This window comes from Rhizobium sp. TAL182, assembly GCF_002117725.1.
Lineage (GTDB): Bacteria > Pseudomonadota > Alphaproteobacteria > Rhizobiales > Rhizobiaceae > Rhizobium > Rhizobium esperanzae.
The window spans coordinates 2,219,871-2,233,611 of record NZ_CP021024.1; the positions used below are offsets into that span (position 1 = coordinate 2,219,871).

Annotated in this window: 12 protein-coding genes; 7 read left to right on the plus strand and 5 right to left on the minus strand. The window is 62.9% G+C overall.

What is annotated here, in order from left to right:
• Positions 1-16 precede the first annotated feature (16 nt).
• A complete protein-coding gene (gene ugpC, locus Tal182_RS11190) occupies positions 17-1,090 on the plus strand; it encodes a sn-glycerol-3-phosphate ABC transporter ATP-binding protein UgpC (protein ID WP_085859473.1) in 1,074 nt (357 codons plus the stop codon).
• Between the two features lie 288 nt (positions 1,091-1,378).
• On the opposite strand, the gene kdgD is transcribed toward ugpC, so the two are convergent.
• From kdgD to Tal182_RS11205, 3 genes are all read right to left on the minus strand, one after another.
• The gene (gene kdgD, locus Tal182_RS11195) at positions 1,379-2,305 is read right to left on the minus strand and encodes a 5-dehydro-4-deoxyglucarate dehydratase (protein WP_085859474.1); all 927 of its coding nucleotides are present in this window, start codon (positions 2,303-2,305) and stop codon (positions 1,379-1,381) included.
• Positions 2,306-2,337: 32 nt separating this feature from the next.
• Positions 2,338-3,312 carry a mannonate dehydratase gene (locus tag Tal182_RS11200; protein ID WP_085859475.1) on the minus strand — a complete coding sequence of 325 codons (975 nt, stop codon included), beginning with the start codon at positions 3,310-3,312 and terminating at the stop codon, positions 2,338-2,340.
• A 65-nt stretch (positions 3,313-3,377) separates the two neighbouring features.
• Positions 3,378-4,088, minus strand: a complete 711-nt coding sequence (locus Tal182_RS11205; RefSeq protein WP_064802503.1) for a FadR/GntR family transcriptional regulator — start codon at positions 4,086-4,088, stop codon at positions 3,378-3,380.
• A gap of 132 nt (positions 4,089-4,220) precedes the next feature.
• Between Tal182_RS11205 and Tal182_RS11210 the strand changes: the two genes are divergently transcribed.
• The 5 genes from Tal182_RS11210 to Tal182_RS11230 are packed head-to-tail and all read left to right on the plus strand — an operon-like array spanning position 4,221 to position 9,366.
• Entirely contained in the window at positions 4,221-5,816 is a 1,596-nt protein-coding gene (locus Tal182_RS11210) for an ABC transporter substrate-binding protein (protein ID WP_085859476.1), read from the plus strand.
• Positions 5,817-5,836: 20 nt separating this feature from the next.
• Entirely contained in the window at positions 5,837-6,865 is a 1,029-nt protein-coding gene (locus Tal182_RS11215; RefSeq protein ID WP_085859477.1) for an ABC transporter permease, read from the plus strand.
• Between the two features lie 11 nt (positions 6,866-6,876).
• Entirely contained in the window at positions 6,877-7,779 is a 903-nt protein-coding gene (locus tag Tal182_RS11220) for an ABC transporter permease (protein ID WP_085859478.1), read from the plus strand.
• Position 7,780: 1 nt separating this feature from the next.
• Entirely contained in the window at positions 7,781-8,626 is an 846-nt protein-coding gene (locus Tal182_RS11225) for an ABC transporter ATP-binding protein (RefSeq protein WP_085860906.1), read from the plus strand.
• Positions 8,623-9,366: an ABC transporter ATP-binding protein gene (locus Tal182_RS11230; RefSeq protein WP_085859479.1), complete on the plus strand. Its 744-nt coding sequence runs from the start codon at positions 8,623-8,625 to the stop codon at positions 9,364-9,366. Before Tal182_RS11225 ends, Tal182_RS11230 begins: the two co-directional genes overlap by 4 nt.
• 23 nt (positions 9,367-9,389) lie before the next feature.
• On the opposite strand, the gene Tal182_RS11235 is transcribed toward Tal182_RS11230, so the two are convergent.
• Together Tal182_RS11235 and Tal182_RS11240 are read right to left on the minus strand one after the other, a co-directional pair.
• Positions 9,390-9,920, minus strand: a complete 531-nt coding sequence (locus Tal182_RS11235) for an NADPH-dependent FMN reductase (protein WP_085860907.1) — start codon at positions 9,918-9,920, stop codon at positions 9,390-9,392.
• 13 nt (positions 9,921-9,933) lie between these two features.
• On the minus strand, positions 9,934-10,998 hold the full coding sequence (locus Tal182_RS11240; RefSeq protein ID WP_085859480.1) for a LacI family DNA-binding transcriptional regulator: 1,065 nt from the start codon (positions 10,996-10,998) through the stop codon (positions 9,934-9,936).
• Positions 10,999-11,181: 183 nt separating this feature from the next.
• Between Tal182_RS11240 and Tal182_RS11245 the strand changes: the two genes are divergently transcribed.
• A complete protein-coding gene (locus Tal182_RS11245) occupies positions 11,182-13,701 on the plus strand; it encodes a hypothetical protein (RefSeq protein ID WP_085859481.1) in 2,520 nt (839 codons plus the stop codon).
• The last annotated feature ends 40 nt before the right edge of the window (positions 13,702-13,741 follow it).

Consider the following 13,741-nt stretch of genomic DNA (forward strand, 5'->3'; position numbering starts at 1 on the left):
CCATTGGAGTGCAATCATGGCATCCGTTGAGCTGAACAATATTCGCAAGGCCTATGGCGCCGTCGACGTCATCCACGGCATTTCGCTTCAGATTGAGGATGGCGAATTCGTCGCCCTCGTCGGCCCGTCCGGCTGCGGAAAATCGACGCTGCTGCGGATGATTGCCGGCCTCGAGGAGATCACCGACGGCGAGATCGCCATCGGCGGCAACGTCGTCAACGCGATGACGCCGCGCGAGCGCAACATCGCGATGGTCTTCCAGTCCTATGCGCTCTATCCGCACATGACGGTGGCCGAAAACATGGGTTTCAACCTGAAGCTTGCCGGCGTTGCCAAAGCGGAGATCGAGGCCCGCGTCGCTGAGGCCGCCCGCATGCTCGATCTCGCCAAGCTGCTCGACCGCAAGCCGGCCCAGCTTTCCGGCGGCCAGCGCCAGCGCGTCGCCATGGGCCGCGCCATCGTCCGCAATCCGGCCGTCTTCCTGTTCGATGAGCCGCTCTCCAACCTCGATGCGAAACTGCGCGTGCAGATGCGTTCGGAGATCAAGACGCTGCACCAGAAGGTCCGGACGACCTCGATCTATGTCACCCACGACCAGATCGAGGCGATGACGCTCGCTGACCGCATCGTCGTGCTCAATCATGGCAGGGTGGAGCAGTCGGGCACGCCGCTCGAACTCTATAAAAAACCCGCCAATCTCTTCGTCGCTGCCTTCATCGGGTCGCCGGCGATGAACATGCTCGAAGGCACGGTCACCGGAGAAAACGGCGAACCCACCGCCCGCCTCGACGATGGCACAGCGATCCGCATCGCACCCGACCGCCGGGTCAGACCCGGCCAGGCCGTCACCATCGGCTTGCGTCCGGAACATCTCGTTCCCGGCCTATCGGCCGGTACGGCGCTCGCCGGCCGCACCATGCTGGTGGAACCCACAGGCGCCCAGACCCATATCGTCTTCGATCTCGCCGGCCAGCAGGTGACGGCGGTCGTCGACGGCGAATACCCCGCCCGCTACGGCGCGGTGTTCGAAGCGAGCATCGCCAGCGATCAGGTCCACGTTTTCGACCGCGGCAGCGGGGTGGCGCTGTAGGCGACGATTAGTCTGCTGGGGAATGGCGAGGGTGCGGCGCATCGTCTTCTCCTCTCGGGGAGAAGGTGCCGGCAGGCGGATGAGGGGGCGGAACGGCACCCCCCCACGTAAATTCTATTCCGGCACGCGGCCGGAAATGCCGTGCGCAGCATCCCGCACATAGTCGAGATGAGCTGGAGGAGAAGACCGGCATCGTCGGCCCCCTCATCCGCCCTACGGGCACCTTCTCCTCGAGGGAAGAAGAGGGAATCGAGAGGGCGCGGCAGATACTCCTGCCGTCCTCGGCGATTATTCCGCCGCAATCCGCGGGACGCCGTTGGCCTGCACGATTTTCTCCAGCAGCGCCAATTCTTCCTGGGTGAGATCCGTCAAAGGCGGGCGCACCGGGCCGGGGTTCTGTCCAAGCACGCGAAGCCCCGCCTTGATGATCGAGACGGCATAGCCTTTCTTGCGGTTGCGCAGTGCGACGAAGGGGAAGAAGAAGCCCTTCAGGATTTCGTCGACGGTCGCCTGGTCACCGGTGCGCAAGGCGCCGTAAAAGCGCTGGGCGAGGGCGGGGACGAAGTTGAACACGGCGGAGGAATAGGTGGTCACGCCGGCGGCGAAATAGGCTTGCGCATAGACCTCGTGGGTCGGCATCCCGCCGACATAGACGAGGCGGTCGCCAAGCCGCGTGGTGATCTCGATGACCTTGTCGACATCGCCGACGCCGTCCTTGAAGCCGATCAGATTCGGGCATTCCTCCGCAAGGCGCGCGATGCTGTCGGCGGTCAGGATTGCGTTGTCGCGATTATAGACGATGACGCCGATACCGACCGATTGGCAGACCGCCTTGACATGGGCGATCAATCCGGCCTGTTCGGCAAACATCAGATAGGGCGGCAGGAGCAGCAATCCGTCCGCGCCGGCCTTTTCGGCCGCTTGTGCGATCTCGATGGCAAGCGACGTGCCGTAGCCGGTTCCCGAGATGATCGGCGTATTGCCGGCTGAGGCCTTGGCGGCGCGCACGACCTGAGGGATTTCGGACGGATTGAGGGAGAAGAACTCCCCGGTGCCGCCGGCGGCAAACAGCGCCGCGGCGTTATAACCGGCAAGCCACTCGACATGGCGGCGATATTTCGCCTCGTCGAATTTCAGCTGGTCGTCGAAATGGGTGACCGGAAACGAGAGCAGGCCACTGCCGACGGCCTTCTTCAATTCAATCGGGTTCATCATCAAGTCCTATTCCTTACGTGTTGAAAATCGTGTCAGGCGTTCTCGAGCACTTGCAGAAGTGCCGCGATGTAGCCGTAGCAGAAGGCAAATGCGGTGGCGGACGGATCCTTGCCGCTGACGGTCGGCACATGGTCGGGCATCAGCATGTATTTGTAGCCGACTTCCTTGTAGATCCTGGCCGAGCGGACCATGTCCATGTCGCCCTCGTCCGGGAAGGTCTCCATGAAGGAGAGCTTGCCGCCGCGAATGTTGCGGAAGTGGACGTTGAAGATCTTGTTGCGCTCTCCGAACCAGCGAATGATGTCGTCGATCTCTTCGCGTGGATTTTCGAGCATCTCGCCGACCGAGCCCTGGCAGAAATTGAGGCCGTGATAGGGGTTCTCGCGCATCTGCACGAATTTCTTCAGCCCTTCCACCGTGCCGAGCACGCGCGTGACGCCACGATAGCCGGGCGGCGTATAGGGGTCGTGCGGATGGCAGGCGAGCCTGACGCGATTGCTTTCGGCGACCGGCACGACGCGTTCGAGGAAATAATCGATCCGTTCCCAGTTTTCGTCCTCGGAGAGCACGCCGGCAAGGCCGGGGGCTGCCTGCTGATCGGTCTTCTCCCAGCGAAAGCTCGCGTTCAGCGAGCCGCCGCGTCCGGGTTCATCAGGCGTGCGCGGAATGCCGATCAGGTTGAGATTGTATTTCACAGCCGGAATGCCGGCCGCCGCGACATCCTCGATCATCTGGCAAACCGCGTCGATCTGCCGGTCACGCTCAGGCCCGGCAAGCAGGATGTCGGGATAGGAAGCCTTCTCGATCGGCTGCGAGGGCAGGGGCAGCTGGATCATGTCGAGGATCAGGCCGAAGCTCTCGACCTTGTCGCGATGGCGTTCGATGTCGGCAAGCGTCCAGCTGCTCGGCTGTCCCGGCGGATCGGCGCTGATATGCTTCACCCCCAATTGCGCGAAGATCCGATAATCGTCATCGTCGCGCGCCGCCACCTGTGTTCCAAGATACATCAGAGACCCTCTCCAAATTCAACAATGTCATATGACATAATATGAATCTTCGGGAGTGTCGAGCCCTATTGCTGTTCGGCGAGCATCCGATAGCGACGTTGGCTCGCCATCAGATGCGCGCGCATCGCCTGGCGGGCACGGTCGGGATCCTGATCGGCGATTGCCGACAGGATTTCCACATGCTCGGCATAGACCTTCTGCAGATATTCGCGGTCATTGGCCTCCGGCAGCGTCGGAAACTGCCCGCGGGGAATGGCGCGCGGGCCGAAATGACGGAGAACATCGACATAGAACCGGTTGTTGGTGGCGGCGGCGATCGCCATGTGAAAGGCATAATCAGCCTCGACCGTCTGCTGTCCGCTTTCGATCAGTTGCGCCATTCGGCGGTTGGCCTCGCGGATTGCCGCTTCCTGCTCGGCGGTGCGACGATAGGCGGCAATCGCTGCCGCTTCACCCTCGGTCGCCATGCGAAACTCCAGCAACTCAAGGGTTTCCGGAATGCTTTTAATTTCCACCGGCGTCAGCGACATGACCGAATGAACCTTCGGATCCGCGACGAATACGCCTTTGCCCTGGATCGGCCGGACAAAACCCGCAGCCCTCAAATCCGCAATCGCCTCGCGCACCACGGTGCGGCTGACCCCGAAGGTCGATTCGAGCTGAGGCTCGGTCGGCAGCTGGTCGCCGACGCGCAATTTCCCCGTCTCGATTTGCGCGCGCAATTGATCGATGACCTGCTGCGCCAGTCTTTGCCGACCACGGCCAAGTGTCGTCATTCTCGTTTCCCCAGTTCCTTCGCCTCACGTCTTCCGCACGGGTCTTGCAAATCAAATCGGACTTCGATAAATCATAATACGACATACGGACGACATAATATGTCTCTTATAGTAATCCAGGGAGGAGTTACAATGAAGCATTTTTCGAAAGGCCTGTTCGTCGGCGCCGTCATCGGCGCTTTGACGATCGCTGCGCCGCTCTCGCATGCCGCCACCCCTAAGGATCAGCTGGTGATCGGGACATCGCTGGCGCAGGTCCTGTCGCTCGATCCGCATCAGGCGACCGAGGGCAAGGCGGTCGAGATCATGTCGAACCTCTACGACCGCCTGGTCAACAGCACGCCGGATGGCAAGATCGTGCCGCAGCTGGCCGAAAGCTGGAAGGTCGATGACAAGGGTATCACCTTCACCCTGCGCCAGGCCAATTTCGCCTCCGGCAATCCGGTGACATCAAAGGACGTCGTCTATTCCATCGGGCGGCTCCTGAAGCTCGATCAGGCTGCCGCCGCCAACCTCAAGCGCGTCGGCTACGACAAGACCAATGTCGACAAGCTCGTCACCGCAGTCGATGACAAGACGGTGCGCATCGATTTTTCCGGCCAGGTGACCGCCGAGATGCTGCTCTACCGGCTGACGACCTCGACCACCAGCGTCGTCGACAGCGTCGAAGTCGAAAAGCACGTCGCTGACAATGATTACGGCAATGCCTGGATGCGCACGCATTCGGCCGGCTCCGGTCCGTTCACCCTGAACCGCTGGTCCCCGAACGAGCTCGTGATCCTCGACGCCAACAAGGATTATGTCACCGGCGCTCCGAAGATGAAGCGCGTCATCGTCCGCCATGTGCCTGAAAGCCAGGTCGAGCGGCTGATGCTGGAGCGCGGCGACATCGATATCGCCAGCGCCATGACCGCAGCCGACCTCGCGACCTTCAAGGACAAGCAAGGCTTTACCATCCAGCGCATTCCCACAGGCGGCTTTTACGTGCTGTCGATGAATGCCGGCAACCAGTACCTGTCCAACCCGAAGGTGCGTGAGGCGATTGCCTATGGCATCGACTATAAGGGCATCGAGAAGACGATCATGGGTCCCTACGGGCGGGCGAGAAACGTTCCGGTTCCGGAGAATTTCGAATCTGCGATCCCGAATCCCGACTGGCATCTCGACGTCGAAAAGTCCAAGCAGCTGTTGGCCGAAGCAGGGTTCAAGGACGGCTTCTCGCTGACGCTGAAGACGATCGCGCAGACGCCGCGCATCGATCTTGCCACGGCCATCCAGGCGTCGCTCGCCCAGGTCGGCATCAAGATCGACATCCAGCAGGGCAACGGCTCGGAAATCATCGCTGCCCATCGCGCCAGGGACTTCGATCTGCTGATCCCGCAGACCAGCGCCTACATGCCGAACGTGCTCGGCTCGATGGAGCAGTTCTCGTCCAACCCCGACAACTCGAAAGAAGCCAACAATGCCGGCAACTTCGTCTGGCGCTCGGCCTGGGACATCCCGGAGCTGACGGCGCTGACGGCAAAGGCATCGATGGAGCCGGACGCCAAGAAGCGCGGCGAGCTCTACGTCGAGATGCAGAAGATGTTCGTCGAACAGAAGCCTGCGGTGCTGCCTATGTTCGAACGCTTCGAGCCGATCGTCCTGTCGAGCACGGTGCAGGGATATGTAGGGCATCCGACCCAGCTGACGCGTCTTGAGAACGTCACCAAGTCTGAAGCCCAGTAATACTCCCGAGGCAGCCGATCATGAAGGAACTCTCTGCAGCCGAATTCGGCCGACGCCTGGCGCATCTGCTCGTCAGCCTGTTCATTCTCCTCTGCGTCACCTTCGTGATCGGCCGCGTCCTGCCCACGGATCCCGTCGGCGCGATCGTCGGCGAACTCGCCGATCCCGCCGCCTATGCCGCGATGCGGACGCGTCTGGGGCTCGATCTGCCGATCTATCAGCAGTTCTTCCTCTATCTGAACGGGCTCGTTCATGGTGATTTCGGTACGGCCGTGCTCACCGGCAACCCCGTCTCTTCCGATCTCGCTCAGGCCTTTCCGGCGACCTTCGAACTGGCCACGCTTGCCGTGATCATTTCGACCTTCGTCGGCATCCCGCTCGGCCTGGTCGCGGCGCTGTTTCGCGATAGCGTGATCGACAAGGTCGCGCGCGTAGTCGCCCTCGTCGGTCATTCGATCCCGGTTTTCTGGTTCGGCATCGTCGGCCTCGTCATCTTCTATGCCGGCCTGAACTGGGTCGGCGGGCCAGGCAGGATCGATGTGTTTTACGAAGGCCTCGTCACCCCGCAGACCGGGCTGCTGCTGGTCGATAGCCTCCTGCAGGGCGAGACGGAAATCTTCTGGAATGCCCTCGGCCATATCATCCTTCCTGCCATCATCCTCGCCTATGCCGCGATGGCCTACATCACCCGCATGACCCGCAGCTTCACCCTCGAGCAGTTGAGCCAGGATTACGTCATTGCGGCCCGCGCCAAGGGTGTGAGCCCCTTCGGCACGATCTGGCGCCACGTCCTGCCGAACATCGCCGTGCAGCTGATCACCATCCTGGCCATTTCCTACGGCGGATTGCTCGAAGGCGCCGTCGTGACGGAAATCGTCTTTTCCTGGCCGGGCATCGGCCAATACATGACGAATGCGCTGATGATCGGCGACATGAACGCCATCGTGGCCGGCACCATCATTGTGGGATTCATTTTCATGCTGTTGAACTTCCTCGCCGACGTCGCCTACGCCATATTTGATCCGCGCATGCGGGAGGTGGCGCGATGAGCCCCAGCCCGATGAGCAATGTTATCCGCGGCGAGATTCAGATCCGTCCTCCGAGCGTGCCGAGCCGCATGGCGGCGTCGTTTGCCCGTGCCGGCCGCAAGCTGGCTGCCGAGCCGCTCGGCCTTGCCGGCTTCGTCATCCTCGGCCTGCTTTGCCTGATTGCGATCTTCGCGCCGTTACTGGCGCCTTATGACCCGGTCATCCAATCGCTTGGCGACGCCCTGCAGCCGCCGAGCCTCGCACATTGGGCCGGCACCGACGAATTCGGTCGCGACATTCTGAGCCGTCTGATCTTCGGCACGCGCATCACCATTCAGACCGTGCTGTCGATCTCCCTGATCGTCGGGCCGATCGGCCTGTTGATCGGCGTGGTCGCGGGTTTCTTCGGCGGGCGCACCGACGCGCTCTTGATGCGGGCCACCGATATCGTTCTGTCCTTCCCGTCGCTGATCCTGGCGCTCGCCTTTGCGGCAGCACTCGGCGCCGGCCTGACCACGGCCATCATCGCCATCTCACTGACGGCATGGCCGCCGATCGCCAGGCTCGCGCGCGCCGAGGCGCTGGTCGTCAGAAATGCCGACTATGTCGTCGCCGCCCGCCTTTACGGCGCCTCGCCAATCCGCATTCTTCTTCTCTATATCGCGCCGATGTGCGTGCCGTCGGTCATCGTGCGCCTGACGCTCAACATGGCGGGCATCATCCTGACGGCGGCCTCGCTCGGCTTCCTCGGCCTCGGCGCCCAGCCGCCGGCACCGGAATGGGGCGCGATGATTTCCAACGGCCGCAAATTCATGCCCGATTACTGGTGGGTCGCCGTCATGCCCGGTATCGCCATCCTGCTGACCAGCCTTGCCTTCAACATCGCCGGAGATGCTCTGCGCGACATTCTGGATCCCCGCCATGCCAGATCTTGAAATGAAAGATCATGATTTGCAGCCCGTTCTGTCCGTCAAGAACTTGAGCGTTCGCTTTGGGCGAGGGGCCGTGCCCGCCGTCTCTAATGTCAGTTTCGATGTCGGGCGCGAACGGGTCGGCATCGTCGGAGAATCCGGTTCCGGCAAGTCGACGACCGGTCGCGCCGTCATGCGTCTGCTGCCGCCGGCCGCGGTCGTCACCGCCGAACGTCTGGATCTCGGTGGCGATCCGTTGCTGTCGAAGAGCGAGCGCCAGATGGGCGCGCTTCGCGGCAAGGATATCGCGCTGATCATGCAGGATCCGCGCTATTCGCTGAACCCGGTGCTCTCGATCGGCAAACAGATCGCCGAAGCCGCACGCCTTCACCTCGGTCTTGGCAAGAGCCAGGCGTTGGATGCAGCCCGCGCCATGCTGGAGCGCGTGCGCATCAGCGATCCCGACCGGGTTATGGCGCTTTATCCTCACCAAATATCGGGCGGCATGGGCCAGCGCGTGATGATCGCCATGATGCTGCTGGCCCGGCCGAAGCTTGTCATTGCCGACGAGCCGACCTCGGCGCTCGATGTCAGCGTCCGCAAGGACGTGCTGCTGCTGCTCGACGAACTGGTGCGCGAGAACAATTCGGGCCTGCTCCTGATCAGCCACGACATCCGCATGGTGGCAGCCTTCTGCGAGCGCATCATCGTCATGTATGCCGGCCGCATCGTCGAAACGCTGACCAGTCTCGAAGAGGCCCGCCATCCCTATACGCGCGGGCTGATCGCGGCGCTGCCCGACCCGAAGCACCCGGTTCGCCGGCTTGCCGTTCTCGACCGGGCGAAACTCGATCTGGAGACGGCGCAATGATCAATGTCCGTGACCTCGACGTCGTCTTTTCCTCCGGCAAATCAAGCAATCATGTCGTCAGGAGCATCAGTTTTCAGGTGGGCCAGGGTGAGACCCTCGGCATCGTCGGCGAATCCGGCTGCGGCAAATCGACGGTGCTGCGCTGCCTCGCCGGCATGGAGGCCGGTTGGACCGGTCAGATCGAGCTTCGCGGAAGGCCGATCGGCAAGAAGCGCTCCCGCGAGGAATTGACCTCAGCCCAGATGGTTTTTCAGGATCCCTACGGATCCCTGCATCCGCGCCACCGCATCGGCACCGCGCTCGCCGAGCCGCTGCGCGCCATGCGCCATTCCGACATCTGGTCGAAGGTGGAAAGGGCGTTGATCCAGGTTGGCCTGCCGGCAAGCTTCGCCAACCGTTTTCCGCACGAACTTTCCGGCGGCCAGCGGCAGCGCGTGGCGATCGCCCGGGCGCTGATCCTGTCGCCGCCGATCCTGCTGCTCGACGAGCCCACCTCGGCGCTCGATGTCTCCGTCCAGGCCGAAATCCTCAACCTGCTTGCCGATCAGCGTGAGGAGAAGGGGCTGACCTATCTCCTCGTCAGTCACGATCTCGCGGTCATTGCCCATATGTGCGACCGGGTGCTGATCATGAAGAACGGCGGCTTCGTCGACGAACTCACAAAGGCGGATCTGCAGGCCGGCACGACGCATGATGCCTATGCGCAGGAGCTGTTCGAGGCGAGCTTCATGGAGGCTTGACGGGGTCGTTGCGCAGCCGAGCCTCAGGCTGCACTGCAATAGCGTGCGAAAGCCTCGAGGAAATCGCGCATCTCCCCCTGATGCCGGGGCGCGGAAAGATGCTCGGCAATTTCTTCCGGGGAAAGCTTCATCAGATGGAGGCGAAGAAAGAGCTGCTCGTTGAAGCGCTCGCTCAGCGTGGCAAGAACGCTGCGAAGCTGCTGCAGCATGTCGTCGCCGCGATGCGACGCGTGCACAAGCACGATCGGTTTGCCGATCACTTCGTTGCGGGAGACGAGCCAGTCGATGGCGTTCTTCAGCCCGCCGGGGATTGACCTGATATATTCGGGGCTCGCCAGGATCAGTCCATCCGCATCCGCGATCGCCTTTGCAAGAGCCGCCACTTCGGAAGGAGGCTCGGGAAGTTCGAGATCGGGCGAGAAGACCGGGAGCTCGCCAATACGATCATAGACCGAGAGCATATGCGCCGGCCCGGCAGCCGACTGGAGGGCATATAGCATGGCCGTATTGGTCGAGGCTCTGCGGGCGCTTCCGGATATCGCCAGGAATTTCATGATCGGCATAACCTCATGCGATTGGCTTGATGTGATCCATGGCAACCGGATGGCGGACGGCTGCGACGCTGCCTCTTTCGACGACATGGCAGGCAAGCTCGACACGGCGGCGCGGCAAGGCAAGGCCAAGCATCATGTCGCGCAACAGGTCGAGCGCGGTGGCGCCGAGTTCGCGCATCGGGATGTGCACCGTCGACAGAGGCGGATTGAGAAAGGCCGATTGCGGCAGGTCGTCTATGCCCATGACGGAGACATCCTGCGGCACCGCATAACCCATCGCCTGCAATCCGCGCACGGCGCCGTTGGCGAGACTGTCGCCTGCCGTCAGAACGGCGGTGAAGCAAAGACCCTTGTCGCCGACGAGACGGGTAATCGCCTTGGCGCCGAGTTCCGGCAACCAGTCCTCGACCTCGAGCACCAGGTCGGCATCGGCCGTCAGCCCATGATGCTGCAGCGCGTCGCGCCACCCCTCCAGGCGCCGCTCGATCGTCCGCCGTCCCGGCCGCAGCATGAACAGGATGCGTTGATGCCCGGCCTCGATCAAGCGCTCGGCGGCGATGAAGGCGGCCGAGCGGTTGCAGGGCGTCACACTCGAAAGCCGCATATAGGGATCGTCGCTGTTGACGAGCACGACGGGCTTCCCGAGATCGGCGGCGGCCGCCAGCATGTCCTCCTCGTCGACCGTCAGGATCAGCATGCCGCCGAAACTTGCATCATTGCGCATCTCGTCGATGACGCGGGCTTCATCGGCCTTGTCGGCGACCGGGCGCATCGCCATCTCGATGCCGAGGGCGGACGCGCGCGCGTTCAATCCTTCGAGCACGTGGAGCGTGAACTGGTTGCGGACATAGTCGATCATCGCCGCGCCGGAGGCGACGAGCATGACCTTCTTGCCGGCGACGCTCGCCGGTAGCGCGTAACTGACAGCGCTCGCCGTTTCCAGCACCAGCTTGCGGATCTCGGGCCTGACGCCCTTTTCGCCGGCCAGCGCCCGCGACACTGTGCTGATCGAAACGCCGCAGCGGGCGGCGATGTCGTCGAGGCGTGTGCGCCTGCCTTTTTTCTGCTCCGCGGCCATCACATCTCCTCGCTCCCTCTTGAAGTATGCAAAAATCTTTCAGATTGCGCAAACGGAATGGCTATGCACAATTGACGTGTCAGCGACAGGCGGCAGAGCAGGGAGGCTTTGAAGATGCGGTTTGACGGCAAGCCCATGCGTCGGCATTTTGCCCGGCGTGTTAAAGCTCAAGCGGGCTGAAGCATGGCCGCCGAGCAGTCCTATCTTCGCCGCAAGACCGCGAAACAGAGTCCGATCGTCTACTGGCAGCTCGGCTCGCTCTCACAGGCGCGCTACGACGTTGCCGACCGGCCGATGGAAGGCAACATGGATCCGTTTTTCTTCGTCACCAAGACGAAGAATTTCATCCCGCATGAATATCCCTGCCGCACCGAATTCAAGGCATCCTTCTCCGGGCGGCGGCCGCAGCCGGCCGCCGAATTCGAGGCTGTCCGCTGGTGGCTTCCCTTTTCATCGCCGCGCGTCGATCTCTCCGGATTCTGGTTTCGCCCGACGCGCATCGGCTGCTGGGCGCGCACCGTTCTCGACGCGCGCGCCGCTGGTTCCGCCGCGTTGCGCCTGTCGACCTGCGGCGGCGCCATCCTCTTCGTCAACGGCCGCGAGCAGGGTTTCATGGCGCCTTACGTGCGCAATCTGGAAACTCAACAGATTTTCGACGTCGAGCTTTCCAAGGGCCTCAACGAGATCCGCATCTATTTCGACGATCTCGCCGAGCGCGACGCCCGCTTCTATTTCCAGCTGGATTATCTCGATGGGCCGGAGGTCGAAACATCGGTGCCTGTCCCCATCGCGGCCGGTGACGCGGACGGGCTGGAAGCAATCCTCGAAGGCATGCGCTTCGACCGCACCGCCTATCTCGGCGAAGACGTGACGATCCTGTTTCCCGCGCCGCTGCCGGTGGCGTTGAGCTGTCATGTCGAGATCGAAGGCGACTTCATGTCGGTCGAGCGCTTCGATTATGAATTCGCGCTGAAAGCGGGAGCAACGAAGCTGGAACTCGGCCCCTCGGCCGATATGCCCGCCGATTTCCGCCATTTCCGGATCACGTTCAAAGCAGGCGAATTTTCTATCAGCCGCACGCTCGGCGTCGAGATCTGCCATCCCCAGCGCCAGGGACTGGCGCCCGCCGCGCTCGAGGATCGCGTCGCCGAGGCGCTTGCCGAGGTCGCCGCCCATTCCGAGCCCGATACGGTCTGCGCCTTCGCGCGCCTGGCTTTGGGGCAGGGCGGCGAGGAGACCGAGGCAATGATTTCGGCCATGCTTCCGGTCATCGAGGAATGTCACGATTGCGCTGATTTCGTGCTGGTTCCACTGTTGTTTGCCTATACGCGCTGGAGCGATCTGCTGTCGCAAGCCCGGCGGCAGCGGATCGAGCATGCCGTTCTCAATTACCGCTACTGGATGGACGAGCCGGGCAACGACGTTCAGTGGTATTTTTCGGAAAACCACGCGCTGCTCTTCCACACTGCCGCCTATCTCGGCGGCAGGCTGTTCCCCGATGCCGTCTTCGTCCGTTCCGGCCGCACCGGCGCCGAGCAGATGAAGGTTGGCGAAGAGCGCGTCCGCGCCTGGCTCGATCATTTCGAGCGCTGGGAAATGGCCGAGTGGAATTCCGTTCCCTATTTTCCGATCGACCTCAAGGGTCTGACGGCGCTCGCCGCCTGCGCCCCGGATGAGGCGATCCGCGCCCGGGCGAGCGCCAGCATCGTCCGCCTGATGGAAATTGTCGCCCGCTCGTCCCATCACGGCATGCTGACCGGCAGCCAGGGCCGCTCCTACGAACACACGCTGCGTCCCGGCCGCTCGGTCGAGCTGTCGGCCATCGCCCGGCTGCTCTGGGGGCCTGGCTGGTACGGCCGCCGCGTCCACGCGCTGCCGCAGCTGGCCGTCTGCATCCGCGATCATGGTCTGCGTTTTCCGCAAGAGCTCGCGGCCATCGCTGCGCACCAGTCCGACGACGCGCAGGAATGGACCTTTTCCCAGGGCGAGAACCGCTTCGCCGCCCTCTATCACTACAAGACGCGCGACACCGCACTCGGCACCATCGCCCATTATCGCCCAGGCGCCTGGGGTTATCAGGAGACGGTTCTGCATCTGCGTTTGGGCGAGCGGCCGGAAGCGCAGATCTGGATCAACCATCCCGGCGAAACCATCCAGTTCGGCTACGGCCGGCCGAGCTTCTGGGGCGGTTGCGGAACGCTGCCGCGCGTGCATCAATATCGTGACCTCGCCATTCTCGATTTCGACATCCACGAGGGCCAGCCGGATTTCACCCATGCCTGGTTCCCGCTCGAAGCCTTCGACGAGAAGCTGGTCGACGGCAAGCTGGCGCTCGCCCGCTCCGGCAATGGGCTTGCGATGCTGGTCGGCAACGGCCTGCTCGAACCGGTGAAACACGGGCCGGCGACGGATGTCGAGTTGCGCCTGGCCGGCCGCACGGGGCGCTGGATTGTCCGTCTCTCCGATCTCGGGCGCGAAGACGGCCTCGACGGCATGCGGGCGCGCTTCGCCACGCTTACAGTCCGCCGCGACAATGAGGGTGCACTGATCATCGTCGATCCGGATTACGGTCAGGTCGTCTTCGAAGAGGACGGCACCGTGCGCGCCGAAGGCCGTATTCTGAGACCCTCGGACTGGTCGGTGCGGGGAGAAGCGGTACATCTGGAGATACCGGGCAGGCAGCGGCGGCGCGCTGCCTCGTAGACGACTGTTCGGCCGGTGGAGGACCCGGCCGGGCGCAGGA

Excerpts from the sequence above, each read along its gene's own strand:
- ugpC (WP_085859473.1), top strand. The coding sequence starts at position 17 with ATGGCATCCGTTGAGCTGAACAATATTCGCAAGGCCTATGGCGCCGTC.
- kdgD (WP_085859474.1), bottom strand. The coding sequence starts at position 2,305 with ATGATGAACCCGATTGAATTGAAGAAGGCCGTCGGCAGTGGCCTGCTC.
- Tal182_RS11200 (WP_085859475.1), bottom strand. The coding sequence starts at position 3,312 with ATGTATCTTGGAACACAGGTGGCGGCGCGCGACGATGACGATTATCGG.
- Tal182_RS11205 (WP_064802503.1), bottom strand. The coding sequence starts at position 4,088 with ATGACGACACTTGGCCGTGGTCGGCAAAGACTGGCGCAGCAGGTCATC.
- Tal182_RS11210 (WP_085859476.1), top strand. The coding sequence starts at position 4,221 with ATGAAGCATTTTTCGAAAGGCCTGTTCGTCGGCGCCGTCATCGGCGCT.
- Tal182_RS11215 (WP_085859477.1), top strand. The coding sequence starts at position 5,837 with ATGAAGGAACTCTCTGCAGCCGAATTCGGCCGACGCCTGGCGCATCTG.
- Tal182_RS11220 (WP_085859478.1), top strand. The coding sequence starts at position 6,877 with ATGAGCAATGTTATCCGCGGCGAGATTCAGATCCGTCCTCCGAGCGTG.
- Tal182_RS11225 (WP_085860906.1), top strand. The coding sequence starts at position 7,781 with ATGAAAGATCATGATTTGCAGCCCGTTCTGTCCGTCAAGAACTTGAGC.
- Tal182_RS11230 (WP_085859479.1), top strand. The coding sequence starts at position 8,623 with ATGATCAATGTCCGTGACCTCGACGTCGTCTTTTCCTCCGGCAAATCA.
- Tal182_RS11235 (WP_085860907.1), bottom strand. The coding sequence starts at position 9,920 with ATGAAATTCCTGGCGATATCCGGAAGCGCCCGCAGAGCCTCGACCAAT.
- Tal182_RS11240 (WP_085859480.1), bottom strand. The coding sequence starts at position 10,998 with ATGGCCGCGGAGCAGAAAAAAGGCAGGCGCACACGCCTCGACGACATC.
- Tal182_RS11245 (WP_085859481.1), top strand. The coding sequence starts at position 11,182 with ATGGCCGCCGAGCAGTCCTATCTTCGCCGCAAGACCGCGAAACAGAGT.